The following is a 16,269-nucleotide window of genomic DNA, read 5'->3' on the forward strand; positions in this document are numbered from 1 at the left end:
TCCTCCATCTACCAACATTCAGCGTCCCCTGCGAGAACTCTTCGAGTCAAATACGTCGCGCAACCCGTCACCAAGCAAAGCGAAGCTGATCAGGGTGACGGCAAAGACGATCACCGGACCGAGAAGAAGATAGGGATACGAGAACATCGCGGACTGCCCTGCAATAATCAATTCACCAAGGTCTGGCGTAGGCGGCTCGATCCCCAGGCCCACCACACTCAATCCTGCCTCCGCCATCATGTTGGCGGGAATTCCAAACGTTACCGCCACCAGAATCGGGCCCATCGAATTGGGAATGATGTAGCGAGTGACGATTCGCCACCACGACGCCCCCATCCCGAGACTGGCCTCCACGAATCCCGACTGGCGAACCTTCATCACCTGGCTGCGTACGACGCGTGCCATGCCAACCCAACTGGTGGCGGCAACAGCAATTAGGATGGCGCCAAGGTTATGCCCAAGCAACACGACGAGGATGATGCTGAACAAAAAGCTCGGAAACGCATAAACGATGTCCACAACGCGCATCAGCACATTGTCCACGACACCTCCGAGATATCCGGCGATGGCGCCCACCAAGATGCCTATGGTCAATTCGACGACCTCGGCGCCAAAACCGACGGCACAAGCGCTGCGCAGACCAACCAAAATTCTGCTCAACATATCGCGACCCAGTTCGTCCGTTCCCAACCAATGCCGCCAGCTGGGATCGCTATAGACGTGCATGAAATCGCTCTGCGTAGGATTATACGGAGCTATCACCCCCGACAGAGTGGCGCTGACGACTATGACTACAAGCACACCCAGTCCAGCCACCGCGAGCCGGTTTCTCGAAAATCTCTTCCAAAACCGTTTTGCCGCTGTTCCCTTAGGTCGAGCGAGGCCTGTCTTGCCCATCTCTGGCACAATTATCACCATCTGCCTCACCTCCTCGTATAGTGCAACTTGCGGATCCGCGGGTCTAAAAGACTGTAACAAATGTCAACCAAGAAGTTCATAACCATAATCAACACTGCATACATCAAGGTGGAATCCATAATGAGTGGATAATCGCGCGTCGAGGAAGCGCTTGTAAAGATCTTGCCGAGTCCCAGGATGCCAAACATCTGCTCGATATACACGGTCCCCATCATGAGAGTTGCCAACTGTGGTCCAACGACAGTGATAAACGGCAACAGAGAGTTGCGAAGTCCATGGCCAAACAGCGCTTCCTTCATCCCCCCACCCTTTGCATAGACCGTGACCATGTATTCCGAATTCAACGTCTCGACGAGACTGTTGCGCATGTATCGAGACATCGACCCACACATCGGGATGGCCATCGCAAGCACTGGAAGCACGAAGTATTCCGGACCAGCCTGGCCGACCACAGGCAACACATGTAACCAGACCCCAAACACCAGCATCAGCAACACCGCTACCACATACTGAGGGATTGAAGCCCCCAAGGTCGCGATGAGCACCGTGCTCCTGTCGGCCCACGAGTTTGCCCTCAGCGCGGACAAGGTTCCCAGCAAGATGGACAGTAGTACGGCGACCGCAATAGCAAACGCGGCGATCATCAACGTCAAAGGAAATGTCTGACCGATGAGCTTGATGGTTGGTGTCGACTGATATTCAAACGAGGTACCCATGTGCAAGGTCACAAAGCCCCATATATATCCCCAATATTGTACATACCATGGCTTATCCAGGTGAAAAGTGTGAATGAACTGTTGTACCGCTTGTGGATTGTTCACGCCAATGCTGCCGAGGCCGAGATCAATGCCGCTTAGGCCGGAACTGCCCATTTGAAGAAAGCTTCCGGGTGCGGCCCGCATCAATAGAAAGGTCACAAAACTGACCACAATGAGCGCGAGAATCACGTAGAACACACGCCGTACGACATACCAAAGCAAGTACTCACCCCCAATAGACGTCATATGGAAAACAACTTGACCAGACGCGAACAAACGCTCGCGTTGATCACCCTTCCCAAAGAACCGCACTGTCCCTTCCTCACCGCGCATTGTCCAATTTGGGGCAGCTTTATTACGCTGCCCCAATTCACTCACACAGATAGCGCAGCTGAAGGTCCCCCGTACGCTCAAACAGTGATGTTATTCAACCAATAGGGCGGATCGATCAACAGCATTTGATCTGGCTGATAGCCTTTCACCTGCGAGCTGAGCAACACAGGTTGCAGAGGCGTATAAATGCTGATGAAAAAGTTCTGTTGAACCTGTTGACCATAGTACTGTTGAAGCAAACTTTGATTTCCACTCTGGAACGCCCGAATACCAAGTTCCACGTTATTCAAGATGCTCGCAGGAAGCCCCTTCTGATAGATGACAAACTCCTCAGCTTGTTTCTGCGCGGGCGACAATTGCGAATTGCTGTCAATTTTATACCAGGCCTGATAGTTGTCAGGTGACAAGAAGCCATTGATGAGAGCTGTATTGCCGGGGAATATCCAACTCTCAAGCGTCTGAGGCAACGCCAGATTCGCATAATTGGCATTGGTGGATTCGTTGACGAATCCCACCTGATCGGACGGCAGTTGGGTCTTTAGAGCGTTCACGTACTGTCCCCACTCAAGACCTTCAAAATTCACCTTGACACCAAGATTTTGTTGCCACATTTGCTGAATCGCCGAAGCTACAGGATCGGTAGTGCTGCCGACGATGATGTCCACAGTCGGGAAGCCCTTTCCGTTTGGATATCCCGCTTGTGCTAACAACTTTTTGGCTTGTGCCGGGTTGTACGACTGAGCGTATTTTTCTACCCATGGATTCAACCAAGTTGGCAAGTAGTAATTATATGCAGGCTGCCCAGCTCCCTGCAGGACCGAATTGCAGATGGCCGTACGATCGATGGCGAGTGCAAACGCTTCACGCACCTTCGCATTTTGCAAAGCTGTGTTTTTTGATGGCAGTACCGCCAGCGTATACTGCGCAGACGCTGGGAACATATGAAGATCCTTCTTGAGGGTCGAATCCGCTTTAGCTGCAGCGAGATCCTGCGGCTGTAACATCGACTCCTGCATCTGCCCGCTTTTGAAAGAAGCCAAACTGGTGTCATTCCCAGTCGTGCTGTTATAATACACCGTGATTTTTTTCAGCGACGACTTCCCGTAGTAATGCGGGTTTGGCACCAGCGTGGCAGACGTTTTCAACGAGTAGGAACTGAGCATGTAGGGCCCGTCAGACACAATCTTTGCCGGATTGGACCAATCGGAGGGATTCATCGCGTTCACGACCTTCGGGTCCAACGGAACCACCCAACTGGATGTGGGGAGAGTCAGATCTCGCAAAAATGTAGGATCATTTCGAGTGAGAGTAATCTGTAACGTATAGTTGTTCAACGCTTTGACTCCCAGGTCACTCGGAGTATATCCGGATATCCCCTGCAGAATCTGCTGCGCGTTCACAATTGGCAAGTTGTTCGCACTGATGGGACTTTCGCCAGCAGCGACCGACGTATTCGGGTTGACAGCACGTTGCATGCTGTACACGAAGTCCTGGGCCGTGACTGGATCACCATTTGAAAATTTCTCATTTTTCCGTAAATTGAACGTGTAGACTCTCCCGTTAGCACTCACTTTCCACGAGACGGCGATACCCGGAATTGGTTTCGTTGCCGCATTCGAACCCGGAATGACCAACCCTTCGAAAATGCCTTCGTCATCGAGATACGCTTCCCACGACGACACATCAGGGTCAAATCCATGCCCATCGCCGAGATTGAAGAACATCGAAAACGTGGAATTGCTGTTGCCGCTGGCAGCCCCCGTCGTTACATCTCCTGATCCACAACCTGTCACCACCGTCAATACACCTGCCAAACCAGTTGCGAGCGCCGTTGTGTACTTCTTCACTCTTCATGTGCCCCCTTGAGAGAATTCTGGAATAACGCAGATGATAGCTCGCGCGGAATCGGTCATACCGGACACAGCCCCAGAAGGTACTGCAATTGACATAGCTGCCTCCGTCCGAACGCGCAGCCAACAACAAACAACCTCTTCAAACACCACGGGTACAAAAGAACGAAACCTCGCAAAGTGGAAAATTGTCTTTATATTCTGAATTTAGGTGGTTTTCTCCTCCGAATACTATCAATATGGAGGATACTTGTCAATGCTTTTGTTTCCGGTTTCATGCTAAAACAGTTTTAATCTATCCACGCGAGAATTGCGATTGTTTATGCCAATTGAATCCACGAAAATTCGCTCCATCTGAACAGAAACAGAGTACCGATTCTCTGTGATGCAACGTGCCACCTCATTGTTCCGGCACGTCCTGCCACTCGTTCCAGGCATGGCAGATCCCTTGCTCTCACTGCACACCATTTTGCCGTCCAGACTCCGTTTGCGGCGTAAGATACAGTGTTCCTGTAGAAGAATAATACCACTCTATTTATAATATTTTGTTTAGAATTGATATTCAGAAACAGCAGTAGGTACCCAGAAGAAAGATGGTGCAAGATGACGGATTTTCATCTCTATTGCTGCAATATCGGAGGATAAGCAGGATTTTTATATACGGTGATAACTCGTAGTGTTTGATTATGCTCAATGATAGGCACTGTCGCTTTGGGTCATTAATGAAGCGTGCACGCTACATATAGCCATTTAAGCCATGCTCACGTCGTATTTCGCCAACGCTCCGCCTTCATCTTCATTTATTGGCCTAAAGTTCAAAACAACGCTGCCATAAAATGGTGGAATGGGCGGTGTGCATAGGGATTAGTGTCCTGTTATGTCGAACAGCAAACATATTTCTCTCCCTCGTAAGACAGAATAACACCCGTTAACCGCTACGATAAATGGTTATCGGGAGGAAGAGTTATGCACGGGTTCAAAAAGTGGTTCGTTCTAACAGTGACTAATTTCACACTCATGTTGGCTTCGTTTATAAGCAATCTAGATCATGCAGCGGTCATCGATAAGAGTCGAACTGAAAACACATCAAGCTCCAAGGGACCTGCGATATGGGTAGCTAATCCGAATCGATATTCAAAAACAACTGATATAAAACTAAATGTGGGGCTACAGGTTCCAATTTTAGAGTATCACCAAGCAGATTACATTCCAGGGAATTCGCTTGGCCTCCGTTCTGAACAGTTCCTCAAAGAAGCGCAATGGCTGTCAGATCACGGCTATCACACCATTAATTTTGGTCAACTTTATGCGGCAATGTATCACGGGTACCAACTACCTAAAAAACCGATACTTATTACATTTGACGACGGATATGAAAGTGTTTATCGCAATATTTTTCCGATTTTAAAGAAGTTTAATCAACAAGCGACGGTATTTATGATAAGCAACTATGTTGGACTTCATGGTAAATGGCCTATGTTGACAAAAGACGAGCTTAGAATCATGGAAAATAGCGGATTGGTTGATGTTGAATCGCATTCTGCTACACACTCAGATCTCGCAACAGCGTCGGGAAGGGAAGCCCACCGCGAAATTATACAGTCATCCCACGACCTTGAAAAAATTACAGGTCACCCTATTCGGTTCTTTTGCTATCCCTCAGGCAGATATAACTCTACAACTGTTAAAGTGTTGAAGGAGAACGGATACTTACTCGCGACCGTCCAAGGGCATCAACCTGCTTCTCTGACGCAAGGTCCCTATGCGTTACATCGAATTCCTGTCTATCAAACGACGTCACTTGAGAACTTTGCTGAGTACTTATCGCATGAGGGTGAAAAACCCTGACCAAATATGTTAGCCAGGGTTAACCTGTATTCAATCTCCATCGTTTGCTCCACTCCGTTTCCGTCGTGTATTCGTTCGCTTCGGTTGCGCCAGTATCGCTTCGAACAATTCACTTAACTGCTCCATGTATGCCTTCAGTTCAGGTAAGCATAACGCACGTAGATACGAACGTTGCTGTTTACGTGTACGTAAACGTGGATGGTGGCTGTTCGGGTTCCAAGAACCATGATTTTACATTCCGTTGGCTGATGGCTATAATAGGTTCACATAACGCGGGATGGAGCAGTTGGCAGCTCGTCGGGCTCATAACCCGAAGGTCGCAGGTTCAAGTCCTGCTCCCGCAACCAAAACATAAGTACGGGCATCTCTTCTGCGAGATGCCTTTTATATGTCCATCTATATTTCAACTCGGACAATCATAGGGGGAAACGATGAGGATTTTTGTTGTCAGCTATGAATTGAATAAAGATAAGACTCGTGAACACCATGACCGTGTCATAGAAGTTATAAAGTACCAAGGGGAAGCAATTGAAATACAGCGTTGTGTATGGATTGTTAAATCAGTTTATGGTCATGCCGTAATTCGTGATTGTATTCAAAAGGAAATTGGTTCCGGGGACAAATTGTTTGTCGGTATGCTCAAAGGATACTCAGCTGCAGGTGATACATTTCTCGAGAAAGCTGCATCACTTATTTCCTCGGTCTGGCATCCGCATTCCACGTAGCCCCTTGTGGCGGGACGCATAGGTACTAGATGAATAAATGAGAAGAGACCGCCGAAGCGGCCTCTCTCCGTAAGTCAACTGCGGTATTGTGACTCCCTAATAGGTCATCTCCATTACACATCAGCCTCCCTACGCCAATTATTGTGTGCTTACGATGCTGTTTATATGTGTCGACGGCAGTCCTGCGGCGATACCATGAGGTTTTTCAGAACAATGTCGATAAATATTTTCTACATTACCAATGGCATATGACAATTTCGACAGTTTTATATGCTATCTTCTTTTTGCGTAGAGGTAATATCCACCACTGGATACTGAAAAGAAGAATTACCCCGCAAAACTAGAGGAGGCGTTTATGTGCGAAAATCTGTCATGACAGCAGCAGTGACTGCCCTACTTTTGGCAGGTGTCCAACTGATGGTCGGCACCGCCTACGCGGGCACCGGTGCAGCGGCATCTTCAACGTCAGAGCAGGATGTAGCAACGTCGGGACCCGCTGCGTCACAACAGGGAGCTGACAGCGAGGTATTACGGCCGGGAGCGAATCCCAACAATCCAAATGATTACCCGTATTTGCCATCCAACATGCCGATACCGGTAGCCGGCCCAAGGACGCAGTACCCCAAAGCGCCCTCAGCGAATTCGACAGGAACCACGGACTCTAGTGCAACCGATTCTACCGATTCTATCATGTCTCCTAGCGACGCTGCCACCACGCCGCCCAGTCCAGCGGATCCGACTACCCTGCCGGATATCGCGCTTGGCAAGAGCTATACGATAGGTACGCAATGGCCCGATGCGACGTTCGAGCAGAATGAGGCTAGTTACGTTAACACGGGCCAATTAACCGACGGACAGTATGCGTCCCTGAGCTTCACCGACAAGCAATGGGTAGGTTTGAGCTACCAGGGAGGACGAAGTATTGTTGTCAACCTTGGCAGTGTGCAACCAATCCGCGAGGTGTCTCTCGACTTCTTGCAAAACCTCGGGGCTGGCATTGTTTTTCCGGACAGTGTGACGTACTACGCTTCCGATGATGGAACCAGTTGGCACAAAATTGGAACGGCTTGGTCCGGTCAGGGTGGCGGAGATTATACGCCGCAGACGCAGGCATACACGGTGAATACGAACATCGATGCCCAGTACATCCGGGCCCAATTTACAGACAAAATATGGTCGTTCGTGGATCAGTTCGCCGTGTTTGGCGGGCAGCCCGCCGCTCCAGCGGTGGGGCCTGCCGCACCTGCGGGGCTAGTTACCAATCCAGGGCCATTCCCTGGACCTAGCTTGACGACCATCATGGGCGATGACTACTTGGACGATCCGAATGCGCCCGGGCTCCCCAGCCTCACGCAACTCTTGGCAACGCTACCTTCTTCGTCGGGTACGTCCAGTTCGTCAGGCTCGACTGGCCCGAGTGTAGCAACATCGCTGGCCGCTCTGGCCCAATTGCAGCAGCTTGCACCGGGCGTTTGGGATTTCCTCCATAGTACTGGCCAGGCCGGTCCGAAAAACCAGTCGGGTTACCTGATGGCCAATGACCCGGGCACTGGCGGCATCCACAATATGCAGATCGTCTACACTGGATCGGGCACTTCCACGGGTGAGTGGAATGAAAGTGACTTCTTGCCGATGATTTCGCAAGAAAATGCGAATGGTACGCCGACGGGCTGGCTGTTTGACGGAACCCTGTTTGATGATTACTCTTCCAATACGCCTGAAACCGAAGTAGGTTGGACGACCTGGTTGACGGATTTGTTTTCGCCAAAAATCGAGTTGTCAGCGCTGGATCAAGCGGTCGGTCAAGTGAAGCAGGAGTTGAATGATCCCAACTTCAAAGAGAAAGTGGTCATCACGATTCCCAGCACAGAGGGTAATTCGAGCGATTTCGGTGAGGTTGATGGACAAAGCCTCGATCTGAACCCCGCCGATGTCGGCCAAGTGCAGTCTACCATCAACAAGGCAAAGGCAATTCACTGGTACATGCAACAAGTGCTGAGCATGTGGAACCAGGCGGATTTCTCGAACCTTCAACTGGCCGGATTCTATTGGGAGCCAGAGTCCGTGGATCAAAACCTGCCGCTTGACCAGGTTCTCATTCAGACGACGGCTGCCATGGTGCATCAGGATCACCTCAACTTCTACTGGATCCCCTATGATGGAGCGGTTGATGTTGCAGATTGGAGGCAACTCGGCTTCGACAACGTTACCAGTCAAGTCGGCGTAGCATTCAACTACAGTATCAATGCCGCAGAACGTCTCCAGTCGGTCGCGGAAATGGCGCAGTTTTACCACATGGGCCTCGAGATGGAACAGCCCTACAACATGATGTCAACCAATCCAACGACACTGACAGAAGCGCAGGAGAAATGGGATGACTACTTTACCGGTGGATATGTGTACGGATACGAGGGCGACGTCATGAAAACCTGGTATCTAAACTCGAAGGGCCTGGTGCAGCCTGCGGAGAGTACCAATCCTCTCTATCGTAAGGCCTATGACGACGCGGTTTCGTTCGTCAACGATGAATGGACGCAAACCACGTTTTATTGACGATAATATCGTAGATGAGAAGATGGCTCCCCTAGTGCTGGGGGGCCTGCTATCCATAATTTGACGATACCGACGTGAGGTATGAAAATGTGTAGATGCGAATTGCAAAGGTACCCGTCACTTCTGCAAGGGTCAGATGACCCTACCGTAGCCTGGCAAACAGTTCAAATACTTTACAATGATATGAGAAGAACGATTCAAATGTTAAATTTGAATTTAATACCAGGCGGGGATCATGTCTGAAAATAAACAAAATCAGGTCACTCAAGCGGTTCTGGTGCAAAAACACCAGGCATTCTAGTATTGTCCGGATAAACCCGGGGATGAGGCTGGGCATGTTATGAATGCTTTCAAATCGAAGCACTTCGAATCTCATATCGTCCTGACGGCGGTTCGGTGGTATTTGCGATACAGCTTAAGTTACCGGGAACCGTGTAGGCAGTATGCCCAGTATCTGTACTGCACTCCAAGGCGAATATACAAATACTCTAAAAGCGCCTCAGAATCGAAATATACAACAGATAATGCGGCTTTCGACTTCATGACAAAGTTGAATACACTGTCACATTTCTGATGGAATTATCACTTGTTTAATACCGTCAATTTCTGCTACAACTTCAATGATGACCTTGTCAGTACTCGAAATTTGTTTTTGTATACGCAGATATAACTCAATTTCAACCAGATCTTTTTCTTCATCTGTTCGGTCAATCGATATTTGCTCAATGCTCAACCCTAATTGTTCTAAAGCTGCACTAATCTTCGCAATAAGTCCTGGTCGATCGTTTGCCGTAATCAAAATATGCTGTATATTTCGAATAAACCGACGTTCTAGTGGTTTCAAAGCAACAAATCCAATCAAAACAAGAACTGCGCAAGCTATACCCAGGGTGTATTGACCAGCACCTATTGCTAAACCAATTCCAGCTGTTGCCCATACACCAGCTGCTGTAGTCAAACCACGAATTGCATTCCGCTGAAATATAATCACACCAGCGCCAAGAAAACCAATACCACTCACCACCTGAGCAGCAATCCGGCTTGGGTCCAAGACAATCGTATGATTGTTTACAACATCCATAAAGGCGTATTTAGATACGAGCATCATCAAAGCGCTTCCAACAGCAACAACAAAATGTGTTCGGACACCAGCTTCTTTATGTTGAACTTTCCTTTCAACACCAATTACCGCTCCAAGAACCCCAGCCAACAACAGACGCAAAATGAATTCCAAATTTTGATTCATAAAATCTCCTCTGATCGAAGATACCATCTTACCGTTAATAGTATGATTTCGCCTCATAGTGCTTCCATTTGAACGGAGAAGCCATCAGGTCACTTCCCATTCCGACCCTATTCAAACAATACTATCATGAATGGGTTTTTTCACCGCAAGCATATACAGTCTATTAACTTAAACTACGAAAACCGTGTCTTGACATACGGATCCACCATAGACAAGAACCATGGACCTTAAGCGTTGGCAAAATTCTCTCTTATACGCTTAGCAACATCGGGAACATTAGAAATTAAAAAGTCTGTGTTTAGGTGAATAAATCTTTCAATCTGTTCCGGTCTATCTACTGTCCAGACAGCAACCGGAACTTGCTTAGCATGGCAGTCTGAGATGATGTCTTCAGATGTAAATTGATAGTCGAGGTGAACAGAATATGCTTTTAATTGTTTTGCAATGTACCAAGGCTCTACTATCTCCCGATCGAATAACAAACCAATTTCGAAACTGGGATAAGAGGCTTTAAGATACTCAAGACATTTGTGGTGAAACGAGGAAAAGAGAATCCGTTTCCGCAGTGGGTGTTGTCCCGTAACTGTGACGACTCTATCAATTAGCGTTTTCCAGTCGTCGTTGTACACCTTAATCTCAATATTGTAAATTCCTTCAGGACACACCTCGTAAGCATCGTTCAATACATCGTGCAATGCCGGTACGGTTTGAAATCCATGTTCCGGTTTGTCCAGTGCTGCGTTTAGTTGTTGGGTTTGCAAATAATTCATCGAAGATATAAGGCCGTGTCCATCTGTTGTCCTGTTAACCATAGGATCGTGAATGATCACCGGTACTTCATCTACAGTTAATTGAACATCGAACTCGAGTCCATCTATTCCTAGATTTAAAGCTTTTCGAAAGGCTAAGCGTGTATTCTCTGGATAAACCGCACTAAAACCTCGATGCCCAAGGATCATACACTTATTTACCATGTTAAATCCTCCAAAAATCATTTCTCGCCCAGGAACTTTTCATAGTTACTTACATAATCCATGATGCCGTCGATGTTAGGAATCACAGCATCGTATCCGAGCCACATTCGATAGGGTTTTTATCTACGTAATGACTCGTGGCATTTGATTGTATGGAGAAGACAGCGCTTTTCTGAAGAACTGCTTTGCAGCTTTTACTTGTCTAACTCTATTTTAAGCCGGTTAGCGTAATTCCCTGAATAAATTTGCGCTGAACAAAGAAATAAATCACGATGATGGGTAACGTGAATAATGTCGATGCGGCCATCAGCAATCCCCACTCGACATTGTGATCGCCGATAAACGATTGCAAACCTATCGACAAAGTCCATTTGCTCGGGTCGTTTAGGTAAATCAAAGGTCCCATGAAATCGCTCCAACACCCCAGAAATTGAAAAAGAGCCACTGTATAGATCACGGGTTTGGCCAATGGAATGATAATCTGAGAAAAAATTCGGAAGTCCGATGCACCGTCGATCTTTGCAGCCTCAGTGAGTTCAAACGGAATCGACATGAAAAACTGCCTCAAGAGAAAGATATACATAGCATTTCCAAAAAAGTGTGGTATGACAAGCGGCCAGTAGGTGTTTACGAAGCCCAATCTGTTCCACATGATATATACCGGAACCATTGTGACTTGTGATGGCAAGATCATAGTTGCTAGCATGATATAGAACAAAATATTGCGTCCTCTGTAGCGCATTCGAGCAAACGAATAGGCAACAAGTGGGCAAGAAAACAATGAGCCAACAATCGAAAAAAAACAAATATACAACGTGTTATATGTGTATCTAAAAAAGGGAAAATTTTCAATTGCGCGTGGATAATTTGACCAAATCACTTTGCTCGGTATGACTGTGGGGTGAGGTGAAAAAATCTCTTGATTCGTCTCAAGAGAGGTAATCACAAGCCAGACAAACGGTGTGAGAAAAAGTAGACCAATCAAAATCAGGGGAAGGTGGGGTAAAACTGTGCGCTTAAAAACTTTTCCCCATGCTCTTGATCTCTGACTTGCCGTTTCCAAAGCCGGTTGCCCCATCATTTTTCACCCCCATAAAAAACCCAACGAGCCGAAGTTCGAAAGATGACCAGAGTTAGAATAATGACAATTGCGAAAAGTACCCAAGCCATCGCCGATGCATAGCCCATATCTAGAAATGTAAATGCCTGTTGGTAGAGATACGTCGCATAAAACAACATCGAGTCACCAGGGCCGCCGATGCTGTTAGGATCGTTCGCAAACACGTAAGCCTGAGTGAAGTACTGGAATGAACCAATTAAACCCATGATCAATTGAAACAAAGTCATAGGCGAAATAGACGGAAACGTAATTCTAAAAAAGCGATTCCAAGGCCCGGCACCATCAATTGCCGCAGCTTCGTAGTACTCCTTCGGCACGTCCTGGAGAGCGGCAAGATACATGACTGTCGCTGTGCCAGTCCCCCAAAACCCCATCAAAATCAACGCTGGCTTTGTCCACTTAGGATCTGCCAACCAAGCTGGTTGCCCGATTCCAAGAAAACCGAGAATGTCATTGACAAGTCCGTGCTCCCCGTTCAAGAGCCACATCCATAATAAAGAACTAGCCACGAGTGGCACAATGGTCGGCAAGAAAAAAACGGTTCGGTATAAAGCTTTCCCTTTCACATCGAGATTTAGCAGCAATGCCATCAACAGGGCGAATATGAGTTGTGGGATGAACCCGAGAACGGTAATGTATATCGTGTTATATAGGGATTGATAGAATTTCTGATCATGAAACAAATTGTAATAATTTTTGAACCCGATAAAGTGCGGAGATGATAACAACTGAAAATTCGTAAGGCTATAATAAAAAGAAATAACAATTGGGTAAAGTTGAAATATCAGGAACCCCAAAATCCATGGGCTCGCAAACAGGAGTCCTAATAGGAGTGCCTTACGTTCTCGAACACGTATTCCGCGCAAATTCGTTCTGCTGGTGCTCATCGCTTTCGCAGCTCCTCACTTCTTCAGTTCCCCAGAGGGCAAACTGACTGCCCTGCTGGGGAACGCAATTCGCTAATAAAAGCTGTTGCCAACCTCTCACGGACTAGTTAGAGGTTGGTTTCACAAGTGGCTGAATTTGTTGCTTGACGTTCTTCATGGCTGTCTCTGCATTTTCCTGTCCCAATAAGACCTTCTCCCCTTCATCGCTCATTGCCTGGGCATATTGTGCTGCATACGTGCTCGACGGAAAGCTCCCAAGATTCTTGCTGCTTGCCATCTTGTAAAACGGAATCATCACCTTGTCGCTGGGATTGCTTAAAAGTGATGGGTCGGTCAGGTCTGCGGTCACAGATGGAATGGAATTCCCCTTTTCTGAAAACAAAATTTGTGCTTTCTTGCTCATCATCCACTCTATAAATTCCCAGGCGGCTTGCTTGTGTTTGGCCTTTGCCGGGATTAAGACGGCGTCGGGCCCTATCAGTCCGGCACCTTGTAACTCAGGATGCCCGTCTGGATAGGGAAAGGTCGCGACGCCTATCGGCTGACCCGCGCCGCGATATTGTGAGTCGGTATAATCCCATCCAGCCTCCATAGCGAGTTGGCCGTTGACCAAAGGATCATCTGCAGTTCCTAACTTGCCAAATCCTGACTTAAACTTATTTAGTTGATTCTCCCCGTATAAGACGTAAAATTTCCTTTCGAATTCCAGTGCCTGCACATTCGCCGGATCGTCAGGTGTCACTTGATTTGTCGATGCGTCATAAAATTTCCCACCGAACACAAGTGGCCAAAAAACCGGATCAAACCAAGGAAAATCGGGAATGAAACCGACTTGAGTTATATTTCCTTTGCTTCCCTTTTTAGTCAATTTTTGCGCATCAGCATATAACTCACCTAATGTTTTTGGTGGTTGGGATATACCCGCTTCCTTAAAATCCTTTTTATTGTATAGGAGCGCACTTTCGATACCTACAGAATAAGGTAAAGCATAAACCTGATTGTTATAATCCATAGGGTTCATAGTTGAGGGAATGAATTGGTTGACGCTGAAATTGTTCGTTTTCATATAAGAGTTAAGTGGCGCAATCGCACCTTGGGCGGCCCATGGTATAACATTCGTCGAGTCGGTAAGCATCACATCAGGAGGTGTTCCTCCCGCCAAGGCGATGGTTTGTTTTTGTGTCGTTTGATTCCCAATTGCGTCAACATGGACGTCTTTATGAGTCGCATTAAACTCGGCGATGACTGCATTGATAGCATTCGAACTCGCAGAAGTCCAAGGATGCCAGAATGTGATGTCAACAGTGGTGCTTTTTCCCGTTGCTTGACTCGCGCCGTTTGAATTGCCGCAAGCTGTGACCCCACAAATGGATGTGACAGCCATGAGTGCAACAGAAGTTGCCTTCACGAATCTTTGCTTCCTCATTTTATTAATACACCTCTCTTTTCAAAATAGTAAAAATTTAATGGATTTTATGAATTTTTACTCAGAGATCGATATACATGTTTTCATTTTTGAGAGTGCCGCTGTGAAGGCTGATCCCTACATAGTTCCACTAGTTAATGAAAAAATGTAAAAATTCTACCTATCATCCTCAGGTCTGAACGACGATCCGATAATCTTAATGTGATTGTACGTTGGATAATTCCACTTTTCAATACAATTATAAAAAAATTATTCTCCAAGATGTAAAAATGGTCTTAAAACTCCCTTGTCCGAAGCGATTAATCGGTTGTGGTGCAAAGATCACAAAAAGTCTAGAGGGAATCAGGAGTGAAAGAACAATGGAAGTATCTCTTTAGGGCTGTGGATTCTACAGGCCAAACGATCGAATTCATGCTGTCTGCGAATCGAGATGTCCTCGCCGCAAAGCGATTCTTTAAAAAGGCGTTATCTTCCCCACACAATCAGGCGCCACGAGTTATCACCCTGGATAAAAACCCTGCGTATCCTCCGGCACTACAGCAATTGAAATGCAAAACGATCATACCTCAAGCAACCTTAATCCGGCAGACGAAATACCTGAATGACATTGTTGAACAAGACCACCGATTCATCAAGAAGATGTGATTGTTTCCGTGCTGGTTCCTGCTGACGCCTTCAATGGTGATTTCGCTACTGATGCATGTGCGAATGCAGTTGGCATGCTGCTACCAGCTGCTACCACTGTGCCAAGTGCTGCTATACTTGCGATAACTCCAAATGGTTTCTTTGAGTGATTTCGTAATGGTTCAGCCTCCATTTATCTCTTGTTTGTTAGAGTTCACACTATCTTCACATGCCAGTTTAGGATGCATTTGTGTAAATGATTTAAATAAAACGTTAATAATAGGTAAATGTTATCTTGTTACTCCCTCCCGTTTGAACATAAATGGATTTAGGTGAAAAAATCCAAAAAAGATAGAGATGGAGCCTAAATCGTTGATGTGGGGTTATGCAACGAAGTGGAAAAGGTCACTAATAAAATCTGCGATGGAAGAGACAGGTACGTGAGGGGTTCTGGTGCAAGAATTCAAGAAACTACAATATACAGTGGTGTATCGTAACTGAATACACACTACATGTGGCGTATTCAAATATTTTTGCATCAGAACCGATCAAATTTATTCCATTATTTCTCCGCCGTGTTCCTCTGCCCAGGAAGGCCCAGTTGGATTTCCTTGATCATCTGTCTGAAACGATTGTGTTTGAAAGGTAATTCAAGGGAACGCGCTAATCGAATCCGGAGATGATCCGATACCTCATTGGTAATTCGGACATCCGTGAGTGTCATTAGATTATCGCTGAGCTTAACAAGCTTCCCAGTCGCTCGATCCCACTTTCAGTGTAGACAACGACAACTTTTCCGATGAACCTTCTCAATGACCGTTGAAACGGACTCCAGTTCGCAGTATTACAACGCACATGTGACTTTCCCTTGCAACCACAAGTACAACCATTCGCGCGCGTCACCTCGCTCACCGTCCTTTCGAGAATTTGACCGGAATGCCCACTTGAGTCATCTGATGAAATGGAACGTATGGGGTAATTCGCACAATTCCGGGGTAAATCGAGGA

General features: G+C 46.9%; 11 protein-coding genes, 1 tRNA gene and 1 pseudogene. 5 read left to right on the plus strand and 8 right to left on the minus strand.

From position 1 onward, the window contains the following. Positions 1-18: 18 nt before the first annotated feature. The 3 genes from NZD89_RS25260 to NZD89_RS25270 all read right to left on the minus strand — a co-directional run bounded on the left by NZD89_RS25260 (position 19) and on the right by NZD89_RS25270 (position 3,856). On the minus strand, positions 19-918 hold the full coding sequence (locus NZD89_RS25260) for an ABC transporter permease (protein ID WP_268005420.1): 900 nt from the start codon (positions 916-918) through the stop codon (positions 19-21). A 5-nt stretch (positions 919-923) separates the two neighbouring features. Further along, positions 924-1,898, minus strand: a complete 975-nt coding sequence (locus NZD89_RS25265; RefSeq protein ID WP_268005421.1) for an ABC transporter permease — start codon at positions 1,896-1,898, stop codon at positions 924-926. A 188-nt stretch (positions 1,899-2,086) separates the two neighbouring features. Continuing rightward, the gene (locus tag NZD89_RS25270) at positions 2,087-3,856 is read right to left on the minus strand and encodes a peptide ABC transporter substrate-binding protein (RefSeq protein ID WP_268005422.1); all 1,770 of its coding nucleotides are present in this window, start codon (positions 3,854-3,856) and stop codon (positions 2,087-2,089) included. Positions 3,857-4,825: 969 nt separating this feature from the next. Between NZD89_RS25270 and NZD89_RS25275 the strand changes: the two genes are divergently transcribed. The 4 genes from NZD89_RS25275 to NZD89_RS25290 all read left to right on the plus strand — a co-directional run bounded on the left by NZD89_RS25275 (position 4,826) and on the right by NZD89_RS25290 (position 8,985). Next, on the plus strand, positions 4,826-5,707 hold the full coding sequence (locus NZD89_RS25275) for a polysaccharide deacetylase family protein (RefSeq protein WP_268005423.1): 882 nt from the start codon (positions 4,826-4,828) through the stop codon (positions 5,705-5,707). Between the two features lie 271 nt (positions 5,708-5,978). Further along, a tRNA-Met gene (locus tag NZD89_RS25280) sits at positions 5,979-6,054 on the plus strand. 84 nt (positions 6,055-6,138) lie between these two features. Further along, positions 6,139-6,432: a hypothetical protein gene (locus NZD89_RS25285; protein WP_268005424.1), complete on the plus strand. Its 294-nt coding sequence runs from the start codon at positions 6,139-6,141 to the stop codon at positions 6,430-6,432. A 357-nt stretch (positions 6,433-6,789) separates the two neighbouring features. Beyond that, positions 6,790-8,985: a DUF4855 domain-containing protein gene (locus NZD89_RS25290; RefSeq protein ID WP_268005425.1), complete on the plus strand. Its 2,196-nt coding sequence runs from the start codon at positions 6,790-6,792 to the stop codon at positions 8,983-8,985. Between the two features lie 562 nt (positions 8,986-9,547). On the opposite strand, the gene NZD89_RS25295 is transcribed toward NZD89_RS25290, so the two are convergent. The 5 genes from NZD89_RS25295 to NZD89_RS25315 form a co-directional block, all read right to left on the minus strand. After that, positions 9,548-10,231 carry an MgtC/SapB family protein gene (locus tag NZD89_RS25295; RefSeq protein WP_268005426.1) on the minus strand — a complete coding sequence of 228 codons (684 nt, stop codon included), beginning with the start codon at positions 10,229-10,231 and terminating at the stop codon, positions 9,548-9,550. A 227-nt stretch (positions 10,232-10,458) separates the two neighbouring features. Continuing rightward, the gene (locus NZD89_RS25300; RefSeq protein ID WP_268005427.1) at positions 10,459-11,205 is read right to left on the minus strand and encodes a glycerophosphodiester phosphodiesterase; all 747 of its coding nucleotides are present in this window, start codon (positions 11,203-11,205) and stop codon (positions 10,459-10,461) included. A 208-nt stretch (positions 11,206-11,413) separates the two neighbouring features. Next, positions 11,414-12,283 (minus strand): carbohydrate ABC transporter permease, encoded by an 870-nt coding sequence (locus NZD89_RS25305; protein ID WP_268008613.1) that lies wholly within the window; start codon positions 12,281-12,283, stop codon positions 11,414-11,416. After that, the gene (locus NZD89_RS25310; RefSeq protein ID WP_268005428.1) at positions 12,283-13,212 is read right to left on the minus strand and encodes a carbohydrate ABC transporter permease; all 930 of its coding nucleotides are present in this window, start codon (positions 13,210-13,212) and stop codon (positions 12,283-12,285) included. Before NZD89_RS25310 ends, NZD89_RS25305 begins: the two co-directional genes overlap by 1 nt. Before the next feature lie 103 nt (positions 13,213-13,315). Continuing rightward, the gene (locus NZD89_RS25315; protein ID WP_268005429.1) at positions 13,316-14,620 is read right to left on the minus strand and encodes an ABC transporter substrate-binding protein; all 1,305 of its coding nucleotides are present in this window, start codon (positions 14,618-14,620) and stop codon (positions 13,316-13,318) included. Positions 14,621-14,986: 366 nt separating this feature from the next. On the opposite strand from NZD89_RS25315, the pseudogene NZD89_RS25320 reads away from it, so the two are divergent. Then, a pseudogene (locus tag NZD89_RS25320) lies at positions 14,987-15,277 on the plus strand (DDE-type integrase/transposase/recombinase); the annotation flags it as partial. Positions 15,278-16,269 lie beyond the last annotated feature (992 nt).

It is taken from the genome of Alicyclobacillus fastidiosus, from assembly GCF_026651875.1.
GTDB lineage: Bacteria > Bacillota > Bacilli > Alicyclobacillales > Alicyclobacillaceae > Alicyclobacillus > Alicyclobacillus fastidiosus.

Excerpts from the sequence above, each read along its gene's own strand:
- NZD89_RS25260 (WP_268005420.1), bottom strand. The coding sequence starts at position 918 with ATGGTGATAATTGTGCCAGAGATGGGCAAGACAGGCCTCGCTCGACCT.
- NZD89_RS25275 (WP_268005423.1), top strand. The coding sequence starts at position 4,826 with ATGCACGGGTTCAAAAAGTGGTTCGTTCTAACAGTGACTAATTTCACA.
- NZD89_RS25285 (WP_268005424.1), top strand. The coding sequence starts at position 6,139 with ATGAGGATTTTTGTTGTCAGCTATGAATTGAATAAAGATAAGACTCGT.
- NZD89_RS25295 (WP_268005426.1), bottom strand. The coding sequence starts at position 10,231 with ATGAATCAAAATTTGGAATTCATTTTGCGTCTGTTGTTGGCTGGGGTT.
- NZD89_RS25300 (WP_268005427.1), bottom strand. The coding sequence starts at position 11,205 with ATGGTAAATAAGTGTATGATCCTTGGGCATCGAGGTTTTAGTGCGGTT.
- NZD89_RS25305 (WP_268008613.1), bottom strand. The coding sequence starts at position 12,283 with ATGGGGCAACCGGCTTTGGAAACGGCAAGTCAGAGATCAAGAGCATGG.
- NZD89_RS25310 (WP_268005428.1), bottom strand. The coding sequence starts at position 13,212 with ATGAGCACCAGCAGAACGAATTTGCGCGGAATACGTGTTCGAGAACGT.